Raw genomic sequence first — 18,782 nt, 5'->3', positions numbered from 1 at the left:
GTTCACCAATGCAACCCGGGCACCAAGCGGACCAGGCGCTTGACAGGTCGCGGCGCCCGGAAGCCGCGGGCACCGGGACGGGCGGGACGGCCCGGCTGCCGCGCCGGGGAGGCGGCGGCGGACGGCAGCCCGCGGGCCGCCGCGGAGTCGGGGTAGCCCAGATAGAGCTGGTGCAGGATGCGCCGCGAGGTCTTCGGCGCGACGTAGTTGCCGACCTCGGCGAGCGTGCCCAACGGGGTGTCGATGCGCGCCGGCTTCTCGACCAGGCCACGCACCACCATGGCAGCCGCTCGCTCGACGCTGATCGCGGGCACCGGGTTCAGCCGGTGTGATGGCACGATCATCGGCGTCGCGACCAACGGCATGTGGATGTTCGTGAAGGTGATGTGGTCGGACAGCGTCTCGGAGGCCACGACGTCGGCGAACGCGTCGAGCGCCGCCTTCGTCGGCAGGTACGAGCTGTACTTGGGGTTGCGCGCCTGCACGCCCGCGCTGGAGACGTTGACGACGTGCCCGAAGCGGCGCTCGCGCCAATGGGGCAGCAGCGCCAGCACCATCCGCACCGCGCCGAAGTAGTTGACCGCCATGACGCGCTCGTAGTCGTGCAGCCGGTCGGTGGAATTCACCACCGAGCGGCGGATCGACCGGCCGGCGTTGTTCACCAGGTAGTCGACGTGGCCGAAGCGGCCGAGGATGTCTTTGACGGTGGCCTCGACCGATGTCGAGTCGGTGACGTCGCAGGTGAAGGCGTGCGCGTCGCCGCCGGCGGCGCGGATCTCGGCCACCAGCTCGTCCAGGGCGTCGGCGTTGCGGGCGAGCGCGAACACCGTGGCCCCCTTTTCCGCGATGGCGATGGCCGATGCCCGGCCGATGCCGCTGGACGCCCCGGTGATGATGACGTGGCGGCCGCGCAGCGGCCCCGCCGGGTCGTCGCGGCGGGCGCGATCGGGGTCGAGGTGCGTGGCCCAGTACCGCCACAGCCGGGGGGCGTAGGCGGCGAAGTCGGGCACCTCGATGCCCGTGCCGCGCAGGGCCTTTCGGGTCTCGTCGCTGACGAACTTCGGCTTGAGGTCGACCACGTCGAAGATCTCGGCGGGTATCCCGAGCTGGGTGGCGGCCATGTTGCGGAGCACCCGCGCGCGCCCGCGCACCTTCAGCACCGGGGCGGCCACCGAGCTGGGCAGTGACCCGCGCAGCGGCGGCAGCCCGGCCGTCCGCGCGACGCCGCGGTAGATGCCGCGCAGCCCGATGGTTTTCGGCGCCGTGAGGTGGAACGTGCGGCCGTCCGGTCCCTCGGCGTGCATAAGCTCGACCAGCGCGTCGACGACGTAGTCAACCGGCACGATGTTGGTGCGCCCGGCGTCGGGCAGCAGCATCGGGGTCAGGGACGGCAGCGCCGCCAGCTTGGCCAGCACGCCGAAGAAGTAGTACGGGCCGTCCACCTTGTCCATCTCGCCCGTGCGGGAATCGCCGACCACCACCGCCGGGCGGTAGATGCGATAGCGCAGCCCCGGCGCCGACCGCACCAGCGCCTCGGCCTCGAACTTCGTCCGGTGGTAGGGGGTCGGCAGCTGCTGGCCGACGTCGAAGTCGTCCTCGGTGTACTCCCCGGCGAAGTCGCCGGCCACGGCGATCGACGACACATGGTGCAGCGTGGCGTCGAGGCGCCGCGCCAGCTCGACGACGGCCCGGGTGCCCTCGACGTTGGCGGCACGCTGCTCGGCCTCGCCGGCGGTGATGTCGTAGACGGCGGCGCAGTGCACGACGTGATCCACCCGCCCCTCGAGGCCGCCCAGCTCGGCGAGCGTCTGGTCGCTGACGGTCAGGTCCGGCAGCTCGCCGACCAGCGGCTTGACGCGGTCGCCCCACTCGGCCGCCAGCCGCTCGAAGCGGCCCAGGGACGGGCGGCGGACGAGGACATGCACCTCGGCGCCGGGCTGGGTGTCCAGCAGGCGGGAAACGACCCGGCGCCCGATAAATCCGGTACCGCCGGTAACGACATAGCGCATCCAGCCATCGTCGCGGCTGGCGGCCGCCCGGTCAACCGTCCCCTAGGTCAGCTGTTGAAGTTGCGGATGCCGTCCCATTCGACCAGCGTCCAGCCGGTCATCGGATTGCCGTTGAGCACCACGCGGCCGACGTTGGGCAGCGGGTGGCTGGTCGCCAGGGTGTCCCTGGCGTTTCTCGCGTTGAGCAGCGTCCAGTACTCGATGGAGAACTTGTGCGCGAACACCACGGGCTTGCTGTGGCCGCTGTTGTAGATCTTGTTGACGGCCGCGGTGAACCGGTCGTTGAACTCCTTGCCGGAGATCGAACCGGGGATGCTGTCCTGCAGGTCGCCGTTGAGCCAGTCCGCCGGCGCGAGCAGGTACGTCGACGGCGACATCGAGACGGGCTTGCCCTCGTACCACCCGGCGCCGATCTCCTGGATGCCCTGCAGCACCTCGACCTGCTTGCCGAGTTCGGCGGCCAGCGGGGCCGCCGTCTGCTGGGCCCGCGTCATCGTGGAGGCGTACACGGCGTCGAAGTCGTGCCGGGCGTGCGTCAGCTGCTGGGCTTCCGCCTGGCCCGCCGGGCTGAGGCCGGGGCCCGGCACCGACGTGTCCAGGGTCCCGCTGGCGTTCGCCTCCGACTCGGCATGCCGGATGAACGTCACGGTGATGCTGCGCGCCTGAGGCGATCCACCGCAGGCGCCGACGATGACCGCCGCGGCGAGCACAGCCAGTCCCTTGAGTGCCTTCCCGCTCCTGCTCCCCTTGCGCATGGCGATAGCCTGCCCTGCGGAGGGCGTCGCTGGGAAGGGTTTGCGATGGTTGCGTCGGAGAAAATGCTTGGAAGGAGACCCCCATGGCCATCGACCCGAGCGCCGTCGGCGCCGTCACGGAACCGATGTTGTTCGAATGGACGGACCGGGAGACGCTGCTTTACGCGCTCGGTGTTGGCGCCGGGCTCGACGACCTGTCGTTCACCACGGAGAACAGCCACGGCATCAGCCAGCAGGTGTTGCCGACGTACGCGGTGATCTGCTGCCCGGCGTTCGGGGCGGCGGGCAAGGTCGGCTCGTTCAACTGGGCCATGCTGCTGCACGGGTCGCAGGCCGTCCGGCTGCACGCGCCGCTGCCGCCGGCGGGGAAGCTGTCGGTGGTTTCCGAGGTCGCCGACATCCAGGACAAAGGGGAGGGCAAGAACGCGATCCTGATGCTGCGCGGCCGCGGCACCGACCCGGACTCCGGGGAACTGGTCGCCGAGACGCTCACCACGCTGGTGATCCGGGGCGAGGGCGGCTTCGGCGGCCAGCCCGGCCAGCGGCCGGTGGCGCCGGAGTTTCCCGACCGCGAGCCCGACGCCCGCGTCCCGCTGCCCACCCGGGAGGACCAGGCGCTGATCTACCGGCTGTCCGGCGACCGCAACCCCCTGCACAGCGACCCCTGGTTTGCCCGCGAAATGGCCGGGTTCCCCAAGCCGATCCTGCACGGCCTGTGCAGCTACGGCGTCGCGGGCCGCGCGCTGGTCGCCGAGCTCGGCCGGGGGATCGCGGCCAACGTCACCTCGATCGCCGCGCGGTTCAGCTCGCCGGTGTTCCCCGGCGAGACGCTGACGACGCTGATCTGGCGCACCGAACCGGGCAAGGCGGTCTTCCGCACCGAAGCGTCCGGCGGCGAGGGCTCCGACGCCCGCGTGGTGCTCGACGACGGCGCGGTGGAGTACGTGCAGGAGTGAGCGTCAGGCCTCGCCGAGCTGGCGCGCCAGCCGGTCGGTGAACTCGGCGGCCCGCGCCGGGCTGTCCAGCGCGAACTGCGCCGCCGTGGCGCGGTCGCCGTCGTCGGTGTGCCGCACCACGATCGGCACGCCCTGGACGGGGCCCGCGCGCACCGCGTCGAACGCGTCCTCGTCGGTGATGTCGTCGCCGAGATAGATCGGCACCAGCGGGCCGGCGGCGTCCCGCGTCAGGTGGTCCATCACCCAGCGCAGCGTCTTCCCCTTGTCCCAGTCGATGTCGGGGCGCAGCTCGATGACCTCGCGGCCGGTGGTCACCCGAAGTTCGTCGCGGCGGCCGGCCGCGCGGACCGCCGCCGCCACTTCGCCGACCCGGTCGCGGGCGGCGTTGCGGTAGTGCACGGCGACGCCGAAACGCTTGTGCTCCACCATGATTCCCGGGATCGAGCCGAGCCGCTCCCGCAGCTCGGCGGCCGCCTGTTCCAGCACCGGGATGGCGGCTGCGGCGGCCTCGTTCTGGTGGTGCGTCCCGTCGGGCGCGGTCAGCTCGAAACCGTGGCTGCCGGCGTACCAGATGCCGGGCAGGCCGACCCGTTTGGTGACGTCGGCGAGGTCGCGGCCGGACAGCACCGCGACCGGGCACTGCGCGGCCAGCCGCCGCAGCGCCTCGCCCGCGCCGGCGACCAGCGTAGCCGCGCCGGGGTCGTTGACGATGTCGGACAGCGTGCCGTCGAAGTCGTAGAACACCGCCGGATGCCCGCCGCACAGGCCCTCGGCGTGCAACGCGTCCGGAAGCTGCGACATCCTCCGGTCGCCGGTCCGTACGGCGACTTCGTCCAGGTCGGTGACGACTTCGTCGGCGCCGGCGGCTTCGAGCGCCTCCCGGCGCCCCCCGGGATCGACACCGATCACCAGCGCGAACCCAGCGTCGCGGGCGGCGCCGACGCCGGACGGGTCGGTCGCGGCGACGGCGCAGCGGCCCGGCCGCACGTTCAGCTCGGCGGCCGCGGTGACCGGGCCGCCGGCGACCGCGGTGAACTCCCCGGCGCCGACCCCGGCCTCGCGCAGGCGCCGGGCGAGGGTCGGCGCAAATACGGTCGCGCCGGCGTCGAACAGCACCGCGTCGTGGCGGCGCGCGTCGATGTTGACCGGCCCGGATTTGCGCACGCCCCAGCCTCTCACGGCAGGCGGCAGTGCGGGGGCCGGGTCAGTGACGCGCCTGCCCCCACGTGGACGGGTGCCCGGCCCGGCGCGCGCGTTCCCGAAGCGCGCGCCTGCGCCGGTGCTCGGTGCCGAAGAGCAGCACCGAGTCCTGGCTCAGTGCGACCAGCCGCGCCATGCCCAGTTCGATGCCGGCCACCAACTGCTTGACGTCGTAGGGGGCGTCGTCGTCGGCGGTGATGCCGAACACCAGCTCGTCGCCGTAACTCAGGACGGCGACGCCGGTGGTCAGCTGGGCGGCGGTCGGGGGGATGGGTAACAGGCGCTCCATCGTGCGGCCCATCAGCCGCAGCTGCCGGCGGGGGCCCGGCGCGGTGGTCGCCAGGCTCACGATGCCCCGTTGGGGCAGGCGCGCCAGCAGCTGGAAAACGTTGGTCCGAAAGGGGTTCGGTATCAGGTTGAGCGCCGATTCCAGGATTCCGCCCGGTTCCGGCAGGCCGGTCTCGTTCGCCTGCCGCCGGCGGTGCACGCTGCGCAGCCGCTGCACCGGGTCGTCGTGCTCGACGGGCAGGTGCGACAACATCGCCGACTGCGTCGGTTCTCCCTGCAGGGGCGCCAGGGTGCGCAGCGAATCCGCCCGCGGCCGTTCGCCGCGGTTCAGCAGCGCCGACCGGAAGCCTTCGGTGAGGGCGGCCAGCGCCACGTCGTCGGCGGTCACGCCGAACTTGCGGCACACGGTGTCGACGTCGGCGATCGGCACCCGCACCGAACGGTAGCGGCGCGGGGTGGCCCCGCTGTGTGCCCCGGCGGCCCGGGGGCCCGGCCACATCGGCAGCGCGGCACCGGCGAGGGCGCCGGTCAGCGTCGAAGCGTGCCGCAACGCGCCGAGAGCCGGCGTCCAGCCCGGTTTCGGCGGCTTCGGCGCCGACACCGGTTTCGCGGCAACGTGGTCGAACGCGTCGCCGTCGGCGTCGTCGCACAACCGTGCGAGCAGGTGGGCGGCGGAGTGGCCGTCGGCGAGGCAGTGGTGCACCTTCAAGACGATGGCCCACCGGTTGCCATGCAGGCCCTGGATCACCCAGCATTCCCACGGCGGCCGGCTCAGGTCGAGGGGGCGCTCGAGGGCGTGCGCCACGGCCCGGGACAGTTCGGCGTCACCGCCGGGGCGGGCAACGGCCGCGTGGTGCAGGTGATCGGTCAGGGTGAAGTCCGGGTGGTCAACCCAGTCGAGGTCCGGCGTCCGCAGCAGCTGCGCGTAGTGCGGTATTGCGGTAACCCGTTCGGCCAGAAGGCGATTGAGTTCTTCGCTGCGGGGGATGGCGCCGTCGACGATCGCGACCGCCCCGATCGCCAGGCTCGCGCGCTGGCCCGGGTCGTGGGCCCGCAGGAACGCCGTGTCGAGTGTCCGCAGCTGCGCCATGCTCAGCCCCCCGCTGTCGCCTTTTGCACCCGTACCAGTATCTGGTAACCCGGCGTCCGGCGGTAGACCGGGGACGTTAAGAACGTGTTTGGAAGTTGAAGATGCGTTTAACACGCCGGGTGTGTATCGAACATATATTCGATACACTCGCGGGGTGGGCTGGCATGGGTTGGTTTAACGGGCCGCCGAGCTGGGCGGAGATGGAACGGGTGCTCGCCGGTAAGCCCCGCCATGCCGGCGAGCCGCCCGTGGTCGGGGAGGACGCCCCGCTGTCGCCCAAGCGTGCGGCGTATCAAGCGCCGGCGCGCGGCCGGGCGGCCCGTTCGTCCGTTGCTCGTTCCGTTTCGTATGCCGAACTGCACGCGCATTCGGCGTTCAGCTTCCTGGACGGGGCCAGCACGCCGGAGGAGCTGGTCGAGGAGGCCGCCCGGCTGGACCTGCGCGCCCTCGCGCTGACCGACCACGACGGGCTGTACGGGGCGGTGCGGTTCGCCGAGGCGGCCGCCGAGCTCGAGCTGCGCACCGTGTTCGGGGCCGAGCTGTCCTTGGGCCCCGGGGCCCGCACCGAGACGCCGGATCCGCCCGGCCCGCACCTGCTGGTGCTGGCCCGCGGCCCGGAGGGCTACCGGCGGCTGTCGCGGCAGCTGGCCGCCGCGCATCTGGCCGGCGGGGAGAAGGGCAAGCCGCGCTACGACCTCGACGCGCTGACCGAGGCCGCGGGCGGGCACTGGCACATCCTGACCGGATGCCGCAAAGGCCATGTGCGTCAGGCGCTTACCGGTGGTGGACCGGAGGCCGCGCAGCGTGCGCTGGCCGACCTGGTGGACCGGTTCGGCGCCGGGCGGGTCAGCATCGAGGTGAGCCATCACGGTCACCCGCTTGGCGACGAACGCAACGCGGCGCTGGCTGCGCTGGCGCCGCGCTTTGGGGTGGGCGTGGTCGCGACCACCGGCGCGCACTTCGCCGGGCCGTCGCGCGGCCGGCTGGCCATGGCGATGGGCGCCATCCGGGCCCGCGAGTCCCTGGACTCGGCCGCCGGGTGGCTGGCCCCGCTGGGCGGGGCGCACCTGCGGTCCGGCGAGGAGATGGCCCGGCTGTTCGCGTGGTGCCCCGAGGCGGTGAGCGCCGCGGCCGAGCTCGGCGAGCGGTGCGCGTTCGGGCTGGCGTTGATCGCCCCGCAGCTGCCGCCGTTCGACGTGCCCGCCGGGCACACCGAGGACAGTTTTTTGCGGCAGCTGACCATGGCGGGGGCGCGCGACCGTTACGGGCCGGCAGATGCCGCGCCGCGGGCCTACGCCCAGATCGAGCGCGAGCTGAAAGTCATTGCCCAGCTGAGGTTTCCGGGATATTTCCTGGTGGTGCACGACATCGCCCGGTTCTGCCGGTGCAACAACATCCTGTGCCAGGGCAGGGGGTCGGCGGCCAATTCCGCGGTCTGCTACGCCCTGGGCGTCACCGCCGTCGACCCGGTGGCCAACGAGTTGCTGTTCGAGCGGTTCCTGTCGCCGGCGCGCGACGGGCCGCCCGACATCGACATGGACATCGAGTCCGACCAGCGCGAAAAGGTCATCCAGTACGTCTACGAGCGCTACGGCCGCGACTACGCCGCCCAGGTCGCCAACGTCATCACCTACCGGGGCCGGATCGCGGTGCGCGACATGGCCCGCGCCCTGGGCTTCTCGCAGGGGCAGCAGGACGCCTGGAGCAAGCAACTCGGCCATTGGGACGGGCTGGCCGACTCGCCCGAGGTCGAGGGCATCCCGCCGCCGGTGGTCGACCTGGCAAACCAGATCCGGAACCTGCCGCGGCACATGGGCATTCATTCCGGCGGCATGGTGATCTGCGACCGCCCGATCGCCGATGTGTGCCCGGTGGAATGGGCGCGGATGGAGAACCGCAGCGTGTTGCAGTGGGACAAGGACGACTGCGCGGCCATCGGTTTGGTGAAGTTCGACCTGCTGGGGCTGGGCATGCTTTCGGCGCTGCACTACGCCATCGACCTGGTGGGCGAGCACAAGGGGATCGAGGTGGACCTGGCCAGGCTCGACCTGTCCGAGCCGGGGGTGTACGAGATGCTGGCCCGCGCCGATTCCGTCGGCGTGTTCCAGGTGGAGTCGCGCGCACAGATGGCGACGTTGCCGAGGTTGAAGCCGCGGACCTTCTACGACCTGGTGGTGGAGGTCGCGCTGATCCGTCCCGGGCCCATCCAGGGCGGGTCGGTGCACCCCTACATCCGGCGGCGCAACGGCCTGGACCCGGTCGTCTACGACCACCCGTCGATGGAGCCGGCGCTGCGAAAGACGCTGGGCGTGCCCTTGTTTCAGGAGCAGCTGATGCAGCTCGCGGTCGACTGCGCCGGCTTTTCGGCCGCGGAGGCCGACCAGCTGCGCCGCGCCATGGGCTCCAAGCGCTCGACCGAACGCATGCGTCGGCTGCGCGGCCGGTTCTACGACGGCATGCGCGCGTTGCACGGCGCCCCGGACGAGGTGATCGACCGGACCTACGAAAAGCTGGAGGCCTTCGCGAACTTCGGCTTCCCGGAAAGCCACGCCCTGAGTTTCGCGTCGCTGGTGTTCTATTCGTCGTGGTTCAAGCTGCACCACCCGGCGGCGTTCTGCGCGGCGCTGCTGCGCGCGCAGCCGATGGGCTTCTATTCGCCGCAGTCGCTGGTGGCCGACGCGCGCCGGCACGGCGTGGCGGTGCACGGCCCGGACGTCAACGCCAGCCTGGTGCACGCCACGCTCGAGAACGAAGGAACCGAGGTGCGCCTGGGGTTGGGCGCCGTCCGTCACATCGGCGACGACCTGGCCGAGCGGCTGGTGGACGAGCGAAAGGCAAACGGGCCGTTCGCTTCCCTGCTGGATCTGACCGCCCGGCTGCAACTGTCCGTCCCGCAGACCGAGGCGCTGGCGACGGCCGGGGCCTTCGCGTGCTTCGGCATGTCGCGGCGGGAGGGGCTGTGGGCGGCCGGCGCGGCCGCCACCCAACGCCCGGACCGGCTGCCGGGGGTGGGGTCGTCGTCGCACATCCCGGAGTTGCCCGGGATGAGCGAGCTGGAGCTGGCCGCCGCTGACGTGTGGGCCACCGGCGTCTCCCCGGACAGTTATCCGACGCAGTTCCTGCGCGAAGACCTGGCTGCGCTGGGCGTGGTGCCCGCCGGGCGGCTGCTCAGCGTGCCCGACGGTGACCGGGTGCTGATCGCGGGCGCGGTGACCCACCGGCAGCGGCCCGGCACGGCCCAGGGGGTCACGTTCCTCAACCTTGAGGACGAGACGGGGATGGTCAACGTGCTCTGCACGCCCGCGGTGTGGGCGCGGCACCGCAAGCTGGCCAACACCGCCCCGGCGATGCTGGTGCGCGGTCAGGTCCAAAACGCCAGCGGCGCAGTCACCGTGGTCGCCGAGCGGCTGGGCCGCATCACGCTGGCGGTCGGCTCGAAATCCCGCGACTTCCGCTGAGCGCCCGCCGAACGTGCACCCACCGCGAAATTTCTGCAAAATATTCGCGGTGGGTGCACGTTCGGCGCGAACGGATAGTCTCGCGTCTATGACCCTCAACCTGTCCGTCGACGAAGTCCTGACCACCACTCGGTCGGTGCGCAAGCGCCTCGATTTCGACAAGCCGGTGGACCGTGGGGTGTTGATGGAGTGTCTCGAACTGGCGCTGCAGGCGCCCACCGGATCCAACTCGCAGGGCTGGCAGTGGGTGTTCGTCGAGGACGCCGACAAGCGCAAGGCGCTCGGCGACATCTATCTGGCCAACGCGCGCGGTTACCTTAGCGCGCCGCCGCGCGACTACCCCGAGGGAGACACCCGCGGCGATCGGATGGGCAAGGTGCGCGACTCCGCCACCTACCTCGCCGAGCACATGCACGAGGCGCCGGTCCTGCTGGTCCCGTGCATCCAGGGCCGGGACGACCAGTCGCCGCTGGGCGGCGTGTCCTTCTGGGCGTCGCTGTTCCCGGCGGTGTGGAGTTTTTGCCTGGCGCTGCGGTCCCGCGGGCTGGGCACCTGCTGGACCACGCTGCACCTGCTCGAGGACGGCGAGCGGCAGGCCGCCGAGGTGCTCGGCATCCCGTTCGACCGGTACAGCCAGGCCGGGCTGTTCCCGATCGCCTACACCAAGGGCACCGACTTCCGCCCCGCCAAGCGGCTGCCCGCCGACCAGGTGGCGCACTGGAACGCCTGGTAGTCAGGTCGCCAGGGGCCACACCTCGACCACCCCGTGCGCGACCGCACACGGCGTGTGGCTCACTCGCTCGATCGCTGCCTCCAGGTCCTCGGCCTCCAACACCGCGAACCCGGCGATCGGCAAGGCTGACTCGAGGTAGGCGCCGGGCTCGATCCGCACCCCTGCGGCCTCGGTATTGCGTACCCGAACCGGCCGACCCGCGATCCTGACGAGGGCGCCCGCCGCGCGCAACTCGTCGTCGCGCGCATGCGCGGCCCGCTTGCATTCGTCGCTCAAACGGTCGTAACCCGCTTCTTCCCCGTAACCGATCGTGATGAACATCGCCATGGCAGTACTGACCCGCGCCGGGGCTGGAAGTCACCGCGACTGCACGGCCCCCGCATACCCGTGCTGACGCCACGCCTCGTAGGCGGCGATCGCGGCGGCGTTGGACAGGTTCAGCGAACGCCGGCCCGCCAGCATCGGGATGCGCACCTGGCCGGTGACGTGCGGGTCGGCCAGCGTTGCGGCGTCCAGCCCGTCGGGCTCCGGCCCGAACATCAACACGTCCCCGGGCCGGTAGTCGATGTCGGCGAACGGGGTGGTCGCGTGCGAGGTGAAGGCGAACACCCGTGCCGGCGAGAGCGCCCCCCACGCCGCCGCGAGCGACGGGTGAACGGTCACCGACGCCAGGTCGTGATAGTCCAGGCCGGCCCGCCGCAACTGGGGCTCGGACAGGTCGAATCCCAGCGGCTCGACCAGGTGCAGTTCGCAGCCGGTGGCGGCCGCCGTCCGGATGGCGTTGCCCGTATTCGGGGGAATGCGAGGGGACACGAACATGAGCCGGAACATCTGCCGATCATGACAAAGCCGGGTCCGCGGGGTTTGCCGGCGTCGCCCGCCGGCGTAGGGCCCCTCGGTACACAGTGAGAATCTGGTGACCTGCGGCGTGGGCTGTCATACTCGTCGAATTGCCACGTTCACCGCTCGCGCCTATCTGCGCGCGGCGGGTGGAAATAACTCAGGAAGTTTCATGAGCCTCTCGTTTCGTTCAGCGCTGAAGGTCTGCGTGGCGGCCGGTCTGCCGGCCGCGGCGACGTGACCATGTTCGCCCGCCCGGCCCACGCGGCCGAGGCGGTTCCGACCGGGCCCTCCGATGCCCCCACGGTCGCGCCGGCGCCGGGGAAGCGCCCGCCGACGTGGTCGCTGAGCAACTGGCCCGTCGGCTGGAAGGTTCTGGCGATCGTCCTCGTCCCACTCGTCCTGGCGACGGTGTTCGGTGCCCTGCGGATCCAGGGCGCCATGGCCAACTCCAGCGGATTGCGGCTGGCGGCGGCCCGTGCGGACGTGGTGCCGGCGATCACCAAGTACATGTCGGCGCTGGACGTCGCGCTGCTGGCGAGTTCCACCGACCGTGACGTCGAGGGCGCGAAGAAGAACTACGAGGCCCGCAAGGGCGAGCTGCAGCAGCGGCTGGCGGACACCGACGTCACTTCCGACGTTCGGTCGGGGGTGACGACACTGCTGGGCGGCGGTCAGGCGCTGCTGGACAAGGTGGCCGACAACAGCATGGGCCTGCGCGACCGGGTCACCACCTACGCCCCCATCCTGCTGACGGCCGAGGACGTCATCAACGCCTCGGTAGAGGTCGACAACCGGCAGACCCGGGCGCAGACGCAGGGGCTGAGCCGGGCGGTCGGCGCCCGCGGCCAGATGACGATGCAGAAGATCCTGGTCACGCGAGGGGCGGACCTGCCCGAGCCGCAGCTGCGGACGTCGATGATCACCCTGGCCGGCACCGAGCCGTCGACCCTGTTCGGGATGAGCGAGGTGCTCGGCGCCGGCTCGTCCGACGCCAAGACGCTGCAGCAGCAGATGGTGACCCGGATGGCGATCATGTCCGATCCGGCCGCGATGCTCGTCGACAACCCCGAGCTGCTGCGCTCGATCCAGGCCACCGACGACATCGCCGAACAGGTCATCCAGGACACCACGGCCTCGGTCACCAAGTCGGTGCACGCCCAGGCCAACGACCGGCGCGACGCCGCCATCCTCGACGCGGTCGTCGTGCTGACCGCCATCGTCGTCGCCCTGGCCGTCGTGCTGCTGGTGGCCCGCGCGCTGGTCCGGCCGCTGCGCATGCTGCGCGACGGCGCCCTCAGGGTCGCGCACACCGACCTCGAGGAAGAGGTCGCGCGGGTCAAGGCCGGTGGCGCGGCGCCGACGCCCGTGCCGCTCCCCGTCTACACCACCGAGGAGATCGGTCAGGTCGCGCACGCCGTCGACGAGCTGCACACCCAGGCCCTGCTGCTGGCCGGCGACGAGGCGCGCCTGCGCCTGCTGGTCAACGACATGTTCGAGACCATGTCCCGGCGCAGCCGCTCGCTGGTCGACCAGCAGCTACAGCTCATCGACCGGCTGGAGCGCAACGAGGAGGACCCCGAACGCCTGAACAACCTTTTCCGGCTGGACCACCTTGCGGCCCGGCTGCGCCGCAACAGCGCGAACCTGCTGGTGCTGGCCGGCGCGCAGCTCGCGCGTGACCAGCGTGACCCGGTTCCCCTGGCGACTGTCATCAACGCCGCCGTGTCCGAGGTCGAGGACTACCGGCGGGTGGAGATCGTCGCGTTGCCCGACTGCGCGCTGGTCGGCGCGGCCGCGGGCGGCGTCATCCACCTGTTCGCCGAGCTGATTGACAACGCCCTGCGCTACTCGCCGCCGACGACGGCCGTGCGGGTGTCGGCCGCCCGCGGCGGCGACGGCGGGGTGTTGCTGCGCGTCTCTGACTCGGGCTTGGGCATGAACGACGCCGACCGGCGCATCGCGAACACGCGGCTGCAGGCCGGCGGGGAGGACACCCCCGACCCCACCCCCGACAACGCCCGCCACATGGGCCTGTTCGTGGTGGGCCGCATCGCCGCGCGGCACGGCATCCGGGTGGGGCTGCGTGGCCCGGCGCCGGACGAGACCGGCACCGGCACGACCGCCGAGATCTACCTGCCGGCCGCCGTCCTCGACGGGTCGGAGCCCGCGCCGCGCGAGATCCGGGCGGTGCGGGCGCCGACCGCACCGCCCGCCGAAGCGGTGGCCGCGCCCGCGGCCGCCGCCGGCGCCCGCGAGCGGTCGAACACGAACGGCGCCGCGGCGTTCGCCCCGTCGGTCACGCTGCTGCCGCGGCGCAATCCCGGTTCCAGCGGCATCACCGAGGATCCCGCGCCACCCGACGAATCGGAGCGTCAGCCCCGACGCGACGTGCCCGCCCCCGCGCCGACCCCGGCGGTGACGAACACCGCTGCGTTCTTCGGCGCGCGGTCCCGAACCACCGAAGGGCGGGACCAGGCGCCCGCGGCCCCGCCCGCCCCGAAGACCGCGCCGGCGGCCCCGGCCGACGATGACGTCATCTACCGGAGGATGCTGTCGGAGATGCTGGGCGACCCGCACGACCTGGTCAACAGCCCGGACCTGGACTGGCAGTCGGTCTGGGACCGCGGCTGGACGCTGGCGGCCGAGGCCGAGGACAAGCCCGTCGAGGCGCGCACCGCCGACCACGGGCTGCCGGTCCGCACTCCCGGCGCCCGGCTGGTGCCCGGCACGGCCAGCGAAACTGACTCCGCGGAGCAGGACGGGGGCGACCAGGGCACCAATGGCAAGCACCCCCAGCACGCGGCCGTCACCCGCGACCCCGAGGCCGTTCGCGCCTCCTTCAGTAATCATTTCGGCGGCGTGCGCACGGGCCGTTCGCACGCCCGTGATCAAGGGCCTGGGCAGCAATGACATCACCGGATAACTCCCTGGACTGGCTGGTCACGCGGTTCTCCCGCGAGGTGCCCGGCGTGGCGCATGCCCTGCTGGTGTCCGTCGACGGGCTGCCCATCGCCGCCAGCGAGCACCTGCCACGTGAGCGGGCCGACCAGCTGGCCGCGGTGGCCTCCGGGCTAGCCAGCCTCGCGACCGGCGCCGCGCAGCTTTTCGAGGGCGGACAGGTGTTGCAGTCGGTCGTCGAGATGGAGAACGGCTACCTGCTGTTGATGCGGGTCGGCGACGGCTCACACCTCGCCACGCTGGCCGCGACGTCCTGCGACATCGGACAGATCGGCTACGAGATGGCCGTCCTGGTCGAGCGCGTGGGCGGCGTGGTGCAATCGGCCCGCCGGTCCACCGTCTCGTGAGCCCTCGATGGTCGAACGGGAGCCCTGGGCGGTCAGACGCGAGGCAAACCTGGTTCGTCCGTACACGCTGACGGCCGGCCGGACCGACACCGACGTCGACCTACCGCTGGAAGCTCCCATCCAGACCCTGCAGGCCGGGCTGGTCCACCGCTGGCCGTCCGACGACGCGAGAGGCAAGATCATCCACCTGTGCGTTGACAGCCCATCCGTGGCGGAAATCTCGGCGCGGCTGGATTTACCCGTCGGTGTCGCGCGCGTCCTGGTCGGCGATCTGGTGCTGTCCGGCTACCTTCGGGTGCATAGGACCTTGACCGAGCGTTCGACCAGGGACGAGCGCTACGAACTCATAGGAAGGACGCTGCGTGGCCTCAAAGCACTCTGAGGCGCAGCCCGAGGGGGGAGCCCACGCGTCGACGAAGATCGTCGTCGCGGGCGGGTTCGGTGCCGGCAAAACCACGTTCGTGGGGGCGGTATCGGAGATCATGCCGCTGCGCACCGAGGCGATGCTGACCGACGCCTCGACCGGCGTGGACGCGCTCGAGGCCACCCCGGGGAAACGGACCACGACGGTTGCGATGGACTTCGGGCGGATCACCCTGGACGAGGACCTGGTGCTGTACCTGTTCGGCACCCCTGGCCAGCGGCGGTTCTGGTTCATGTGGGACGACCTGGTCCGCGGCGCGATCGGCGCCATCATCCTGGTCGACTGCCGACGGCTGGAGGACAGCTTCGCCGCCGTCGACTTCTTCGAGCACCGCAACCTGCCGTTCCTGATCGCGGTCAACGAGTTCGACGGCGCGCCGCGGTATCCGGTCGCCGAGGTGCGCGAGGCGCTCACCCTGCCCGCGCACATCCCGGTGATCGCGGTGGACGCCCGGGACCGCCGGTCGGCTACGGACGCGCTGATCGCCGTGAGCGAGTACGCGCTGCAGAGCCTGGCGGCGAGCTGACCGCTGCGCTTGCGTGGGCCGACCGGGAGTTTGACGGCCACGACTTCCTCGACGAGGACCTGAGCCGGCTTCGCACCGAGCGGGTCGTGTTCAGCGACTGCAATTTCAGCGGCGCCAACCTGGCCGAGTCGCAGCACCGCGGGTCGGCGTTTCGCAACTGCCGGTTCGAACGCACCACGCTGTGGCACAGCTCGTTCGCGCAGTGCAGCCTCCTCGGCTCGGTGTTCGTGCACTGCCGGCTGCGGCCCATCGCGTTCGACGAGGTGGACTTCACGCTGGCGGTGCTGGGCGGCAACGACCTGCGCGGCGTCGACCTGAGCGGCTGCCGGCTGCGTGAGGCGAGCCTCGTGGAAACCGACCTGCGCAAGGCCGTGCTGCGCGGCGCGGACCTCGGCGGCGCCCGCACCACCGGCACCCGGCTGGACGACGCCGACCTGCGCGGCGCCATCGTCGACCCCGCGCTGTGGCGAACCGCGAAGCTGGCGGACGCCCGCGTCGACGTCGGCCAGGCCGTGGCGTTCGCGCTGGCCCACGGGCTCCGGCTGGACGGGGCGCCGGACGCGTGACGCGTCAGCGCTTGAGCCGGATGCGCCACCGCACGACGACGGCGTAGACGACCGACAGGGCGCCGAGCATCCCCATGTCGAGCAGCCATGCGGCGGGGGTGTGCTTCCAGTGGCTGTCCTTGGGGCTCAGCGTGCCCGGCACCAGCTTCCACAGGTCGACGGTCGACGCCGACGCCGCATACCCCCAGCGCGACGGCACCGTCCAGGACAGCTGGTCGAGGAAGACGCGGGCGGTGACCGGCACCATGCCGCCCGCCAGCACCAGCTGCAGCATGAGCGACACCACCAGCAGCGGCATGATCTGCTCGTTGGAGCGGGCGATGGACGACAGCATCATCCCGAAGATCGCCGAAGCCACGCAGGTCGCGGCCACGGCGATGAACAGCTCCAGGCTGGCGGCGTATCTGGAGGAGCCGAGCAGCACCGCCGGCTGGCTGGGCGTGCCCTTGCCCACCAGCACGATGCCCGTTGCGATCGCCCCCTGCACGATCGCGAACGCGCAGAACACCGTGATCTTGGCGGTCAGGTAAGCCCCGGTCGACAGGCCCACCGCCTGCTCGCGCCGGAAGATGGCGCGCTCGCCGATGAGGTCGCGGATGGTCAGCGCCGTGCCCATGAAGACCGCCGCGATGGTCAGCAGGATGAGGATCTGCGCCGACTCGTCGGGGGTCTCGCTGGTCGGCTGGGCGACGCCGAAGCCGGTGTTGCCCGGCACGGTCAGCGACAGCGCCCCGAGCACGAACGGCAGCAGCGCCAGGAACACGAAGTACGCCCGGTCGGACACCACCAGCCGGACCTGGCGGCGGGCGATCGTGGAGAACTGCCGGCGCATGCTCGTGTGCGCCGGGGCGCCCAGGTCGGCTCCAGAAGAGGGCGCATCTTCCGTCCGCGGGGCGGGCGGGGGCTTGTTCTGTGCCTCGAAGCGGCGATTTGCCTCGTCGGGATCGGCGCCCACCTTCGCGAAGATGTGCGCCCAGTTGGTCGTGCCCATCGCGTCACCGATCTGCCCGGGCGGCCCCAGGTAGGCGGTCTTGCCGCCGGGCGCCATCAGCAGCACCTGGTCGCAGACGTCGAGATAGGTCAGCGAATGGGTGACCACCAGCACCACGCGGCCGGCGTCGGCCAGCTGCCGAAGCATCGACATGACCTGCAGGTCGAGCGCCGGGTCGAGGCCCGACGTGGGCTCGTCGAGGATGAGCAGCGACGGCCCGGTCAGCAGCTCCAGCGCGACCGACGCCCTCTTGCGCTGGCCGCCGGACAGCTTGTCGACCCGGGTGTCGGCGTGCTTGGTGAGACCCAGCTCGTCGAGCACCTGCGCGACCACCTGCTCCCGGTCGGCCTTGCTGGTGTCCGGCGGCAGGCGCAGCTCGGCGGCATAGCCGAGCGCCTGGTTGACTGTCAGCTGGCGGTGCACGACGTCGTCCTGGGGGACCATGCCGATCCGGGTCCGCAACGACGCGTACTCGGTGTGGATGTCGTGGCCCTCGAAGGTGACCAGCCCGGAGGTCGGGGTGGCATACCCGGCGATCAGTCGCGACAGCGTGGTCTTGCCCGCGCCCGACCCGCCGATGATCGCGGTCAGCGTGCCCGGGCGCGCCGTCAGGGAGATCCGCTGGAGCAGGTTCTTCCCCTCGATGGTGAAGTTGACGTCGCGCACCTCCAGGCCGCCCGTGCGGGTCGCCGCCTCGCCGCGACGTACCAGCGCGCCCGCGGTGAAGACGAGGTCGATGTTGCCGATGGTCACCACGTCGCCCTCGGCGAGCACCGCGGACCCGACCCGGATCCCGTTGACGAAGGTCCCGTTGATGCTCTGTGCGTCGCGGATCTCGATGCCGATCGGCTTCGCGGTGAGGAAGGCGTGGTGGCGCGAGGCCAGCACGTCGTGGATGACGATGTCGTTGTCGAGGGAGCGGCCGATCCACGCCGTGCCGGTCACGGGCTCGCGCAGGTCCTCGGCCCCGGGCACCTTCACCCGGGTGGTCGGGAACTCGGCCACCTCGCCGCTCACGCCGATCTGGGTCGGCGGGTTGGCCTCCGACGACGGGTCCGAAGGATGCGCGCCCTGCGGCAGCGCCTGCGTCTCGGCGGTCGGGGGCACGATGGGGATGGCGGTGGTCCGGAGCGGGTCGGTGGGCCGGTGCAGCCGTGGTGGGGCCTTCCGCGGTGGCTGGCTGGGGGGAGGGGGCCGCCGGCCGGTCGACGGCTGGGGCCGCGACACGGGTCCCGACGCCGCCGCCGGCCGGGCGATCACCGGTATCGACTCCGTCGTCAACGGGAGGGAGCCAACCGATCCGGTGTGCTGGCCGACCCGGAACGTCACCCGCGGCCCGTCGGGCTTGCCGACGTTGAGGGCCTGCCCGTCGCGGATGTCCACCGTGGCCACCCGCTGGCCGTTGAGGAACACCCCGTTCAGCGAGTTGTTGTCGACCGCGACCCACCGGCCGTTATCGAAGCGCAACAGCAGGTGCGCCCGGGCGACCAGCGGGTGCGCCACGCGCAGGTCGGCGCGCACGTCGCTGCCCACCACGACATCGCGCCCCGGCGCGAAGCTCAGTTCAGAACGTCCGGATTCAACCGTCAGCACGGGCTGAGCGGGTCGAGTCATCCGTCCCTCGGGGCGAAAGCGGGT

Annotated in this window: 15 protein-coding genes; 8 read left to right on the top strand and 7 right to left on the bottom strand. The window is 71.7% G+C overall.

What is annotated here, in order from left to right:
- Positions 1-2: 2 nt before the first annotated feature.
- Together SKC42_RS18970 and SKC42_RS18965 are read right to left on the bottom strand one after the other, a co-directional pair.
- Positions 3-2,009, bottom strand: a complete 2,007-nt coding sequence (locus SKC42_RS18970) for an SDR family oxidoreductase (protein WP_330965815.1) — start codon at positions 2,007-2,009, stop codon at positions 3-5.
- A 47-nt stretch (positions 2,010-2,056) separates the two neighbouring features.
- A complete protein-coding gene (locus SKC42_RS18965) occupies positions 2,057-2,764 on the bottom strand; it encodes a histidine phosphatase family protein (RefSeq protein ID WP_330965814.1) in 708 nt (235 codons plus the stop codon).
- 83 nt (positions 2,765-2,847) lie between these two features.
- On the opposite strand from SKC42_RS18965, the gene SKC42_RS18960 reads away from it, so the two are divergent.
- Positions 2,848-3,720 (top strand): MaoC family dehydratase, encoded by an 873-nt coding sequence (locus SKC42_RS18960; RefSeq protein WP_330965813.1) that lies wholly within the window; start codon positions 2,848-2,850, stop codon positions 3,718-3,720.
- Between the two features lie 3 nt (positions 3,721-3,723).
- Here SKC42_RS18960 and otsB read toward each other — a convergent pair whose 3' ends face one another.
- The gene (gene otsB, locus SKC42_RS18955) at positions 3,724-4,884 is read right to left on the bottom strand and encodes a trehalose-phosphatase (RefSeq protein ID WP_330965812.1); all 1,161 of its coding nucleotides are present in this window, start codon (positions 4,882-4,884) and stop codon (positions 3,724-3,726) included.
- 40 nt (positions 4,885-4,924) lie between these two features.
- Positions 4,925-6,298, bottom strand: coding sequence for a wax ester/triacylglycerol synthase domain-containing protein (locus SKC42_RS18950; RefSeq protein ID WP_330965811.1), 1,374 nt, complete (start codon positions 6,296-6,298; stop codon positions 4,925-4,927).
- A 164-nt stretch (positions 6,299-6,462) separates the two neighbouring features.
- Here SKC42_RS18950 and SKC42_RS18945 point away from each other — a divergent pair, with 164 nt between their 5' ends.
- Together SKC42_RS18945 and SKC42_RS18940 are read left to right on the top strand one after the other, a co-directional pair.
- On the top strand, positions 6,463-9,756 hold the full coding sequence (locus SKC42_RS18945; RefSeq protein WP_330965810.1) for an error-prone DNA polymerase: 3,294 nt from the start codon (positions 6,463-6,465) through the stop codon (positions 9,754-9,756).
- 88 nt (positions 9,757-9,844) lie between these two features.
- The gene (locus SKC42_RS18940; protein WP_330965809.1) at positions 9,845-10,489 is read left to right on the top strand and encodes a nitroreductase family protein; all 645 of its coding nucleotides are present in this window, start codon (positions 9,845-9,847) and stop codon (positions 10,487-10,489) included.
- Here the strand turns inward: SKC42_RS18940 and SKC42_RS18935 are convergent, their stop codons facing one another.
- Together SKC42_RS18935 and SKC42_RS18930 are read right to left on the bottom strand one after the other, a co-directional pair.
- A complete protein-coding gene (locus SKC42_RS18935; protein WP_330965808.1) occupies positions 10,490-10,816 on the bottom strand; it encodes a transcription initiation protein in 327 nt (108 codons plus the stop codon).
- Between the two features lie 30 nt (positions 10,817-10,846).
- Positions 10,847-11,320, bottom strand: coding sequence for a tRNA (cytidine(34)-2'-O)-methyltransferase (locus SKC42_RS18930; protein WP_330965807.1), 474 nt, complete (start codon positions 11,318-11,320; stop codon positions 10,847-10,849).
- A gap of 246 nt (positions 11,321-11,566) precedes the next feature.
- On the opposite strand from SKC42_RS18930, the gene SKC42_RS18925 reads away from it, so the two are divergent.
- Genes SKC42_RS18925 through SKC42_RS18905 form a run of 5 tightly spaced genes read left to right on the top strand, consistent with a single transcriptional unit; the run spans position 11,567 to position 16,153 of the window.
- Positions 11,567-14,242 (top strand): sensor histidine kinase, encoded by a 2,676-nt coding sequence (locus SKC42_RS18925; RefSeq protein ID WP_442932192.1) that lies wholly within the window; start codon positions 11,567-11,569, stop codon positions 14,240-14,242.
- On the top strand, positions 14,239-14,637 hold the full coding sequence (locus SKC42_RS18920; RefSeq protein WP_330965805.1) for a serine protease inhibitor: 399 nt from the start codon (positions 14,239-14,241) through the stop codon (positions 14,635-14,637). The genes SKC42_RS18925 and SKC42_RS18920 overlap by 4 nt, the downstream gene beginning before the upstream one ends.
- A gap of 7 nt (positions 14,638-14,644) precedes the next feature.
- Complete coding sequence (locus SKC42_RS18915; RefSeq protein ID WP_330965804.1) at positions 14,645-15,019, top strand: DUF742 domain-containing protein; 375 nt, start codon at positions 14,645-14,647, stop codon at positions 15,017-15,019.
- Entirely contained in the window at positions 15,000-15,587 is a 588-nt protein-coding gene (locus SKC42_RS18910) for a GTP-binding protein (RefSeq protein ID WP_330965803.1), read from the top strand. Before SKC42_RS18915 ends, SKC42_RS18910 begins: the two co-directional genes overlap by 20 nt.
- Positions 15,584-16,153, top strand: coding sequence for a pentapeptide repeat-containing protein (locus tag SKC42_RS18905; RefSeq protein WP_330965856.1), 570 nt, complete (start codon positions 15,584-15,586; stop codon positions 16,151-16,153). Before SKC42_RS18910 ends, SKC42_RS18905 begins: the two co-directional genes overlap by 4 nt.
- 4 nt (positions 16,154-16,157) lie before the next feature.
- Here the strand turns inward: SKC42_RS18905 and SKC42_RS18900 are convergent, their stop codons facing one another.
- Positions 16,158-18,758 (bottom strand): ATP-binding cassette domain-containing protein, encoded by a 2,601-nt coding sequence (locus SKC42_RS18900; protein ID WP_330965802.1) that lies wholly within the window; start codon positions 18,756-18,758, stop codon positions 16,158-16,160.
- Positions 18,759-18,782 lie beyond the last annotated feature (24 nt).

Origin of the sequence: Mycobacterium sp. 050134 (assembly GCF_036409085.1) — a bacterium.
Classification (GTDB): domain Bacteria; phylum Actinomycetota; class Actinomycetes; order Mycobacteriales; family Mycobacteriaceae; genus Mycobacterium.
Note: the sequence above shows the minus strand (reverse complement) of the source record. Positions and strands in the feature narration are given on the sequence as shown.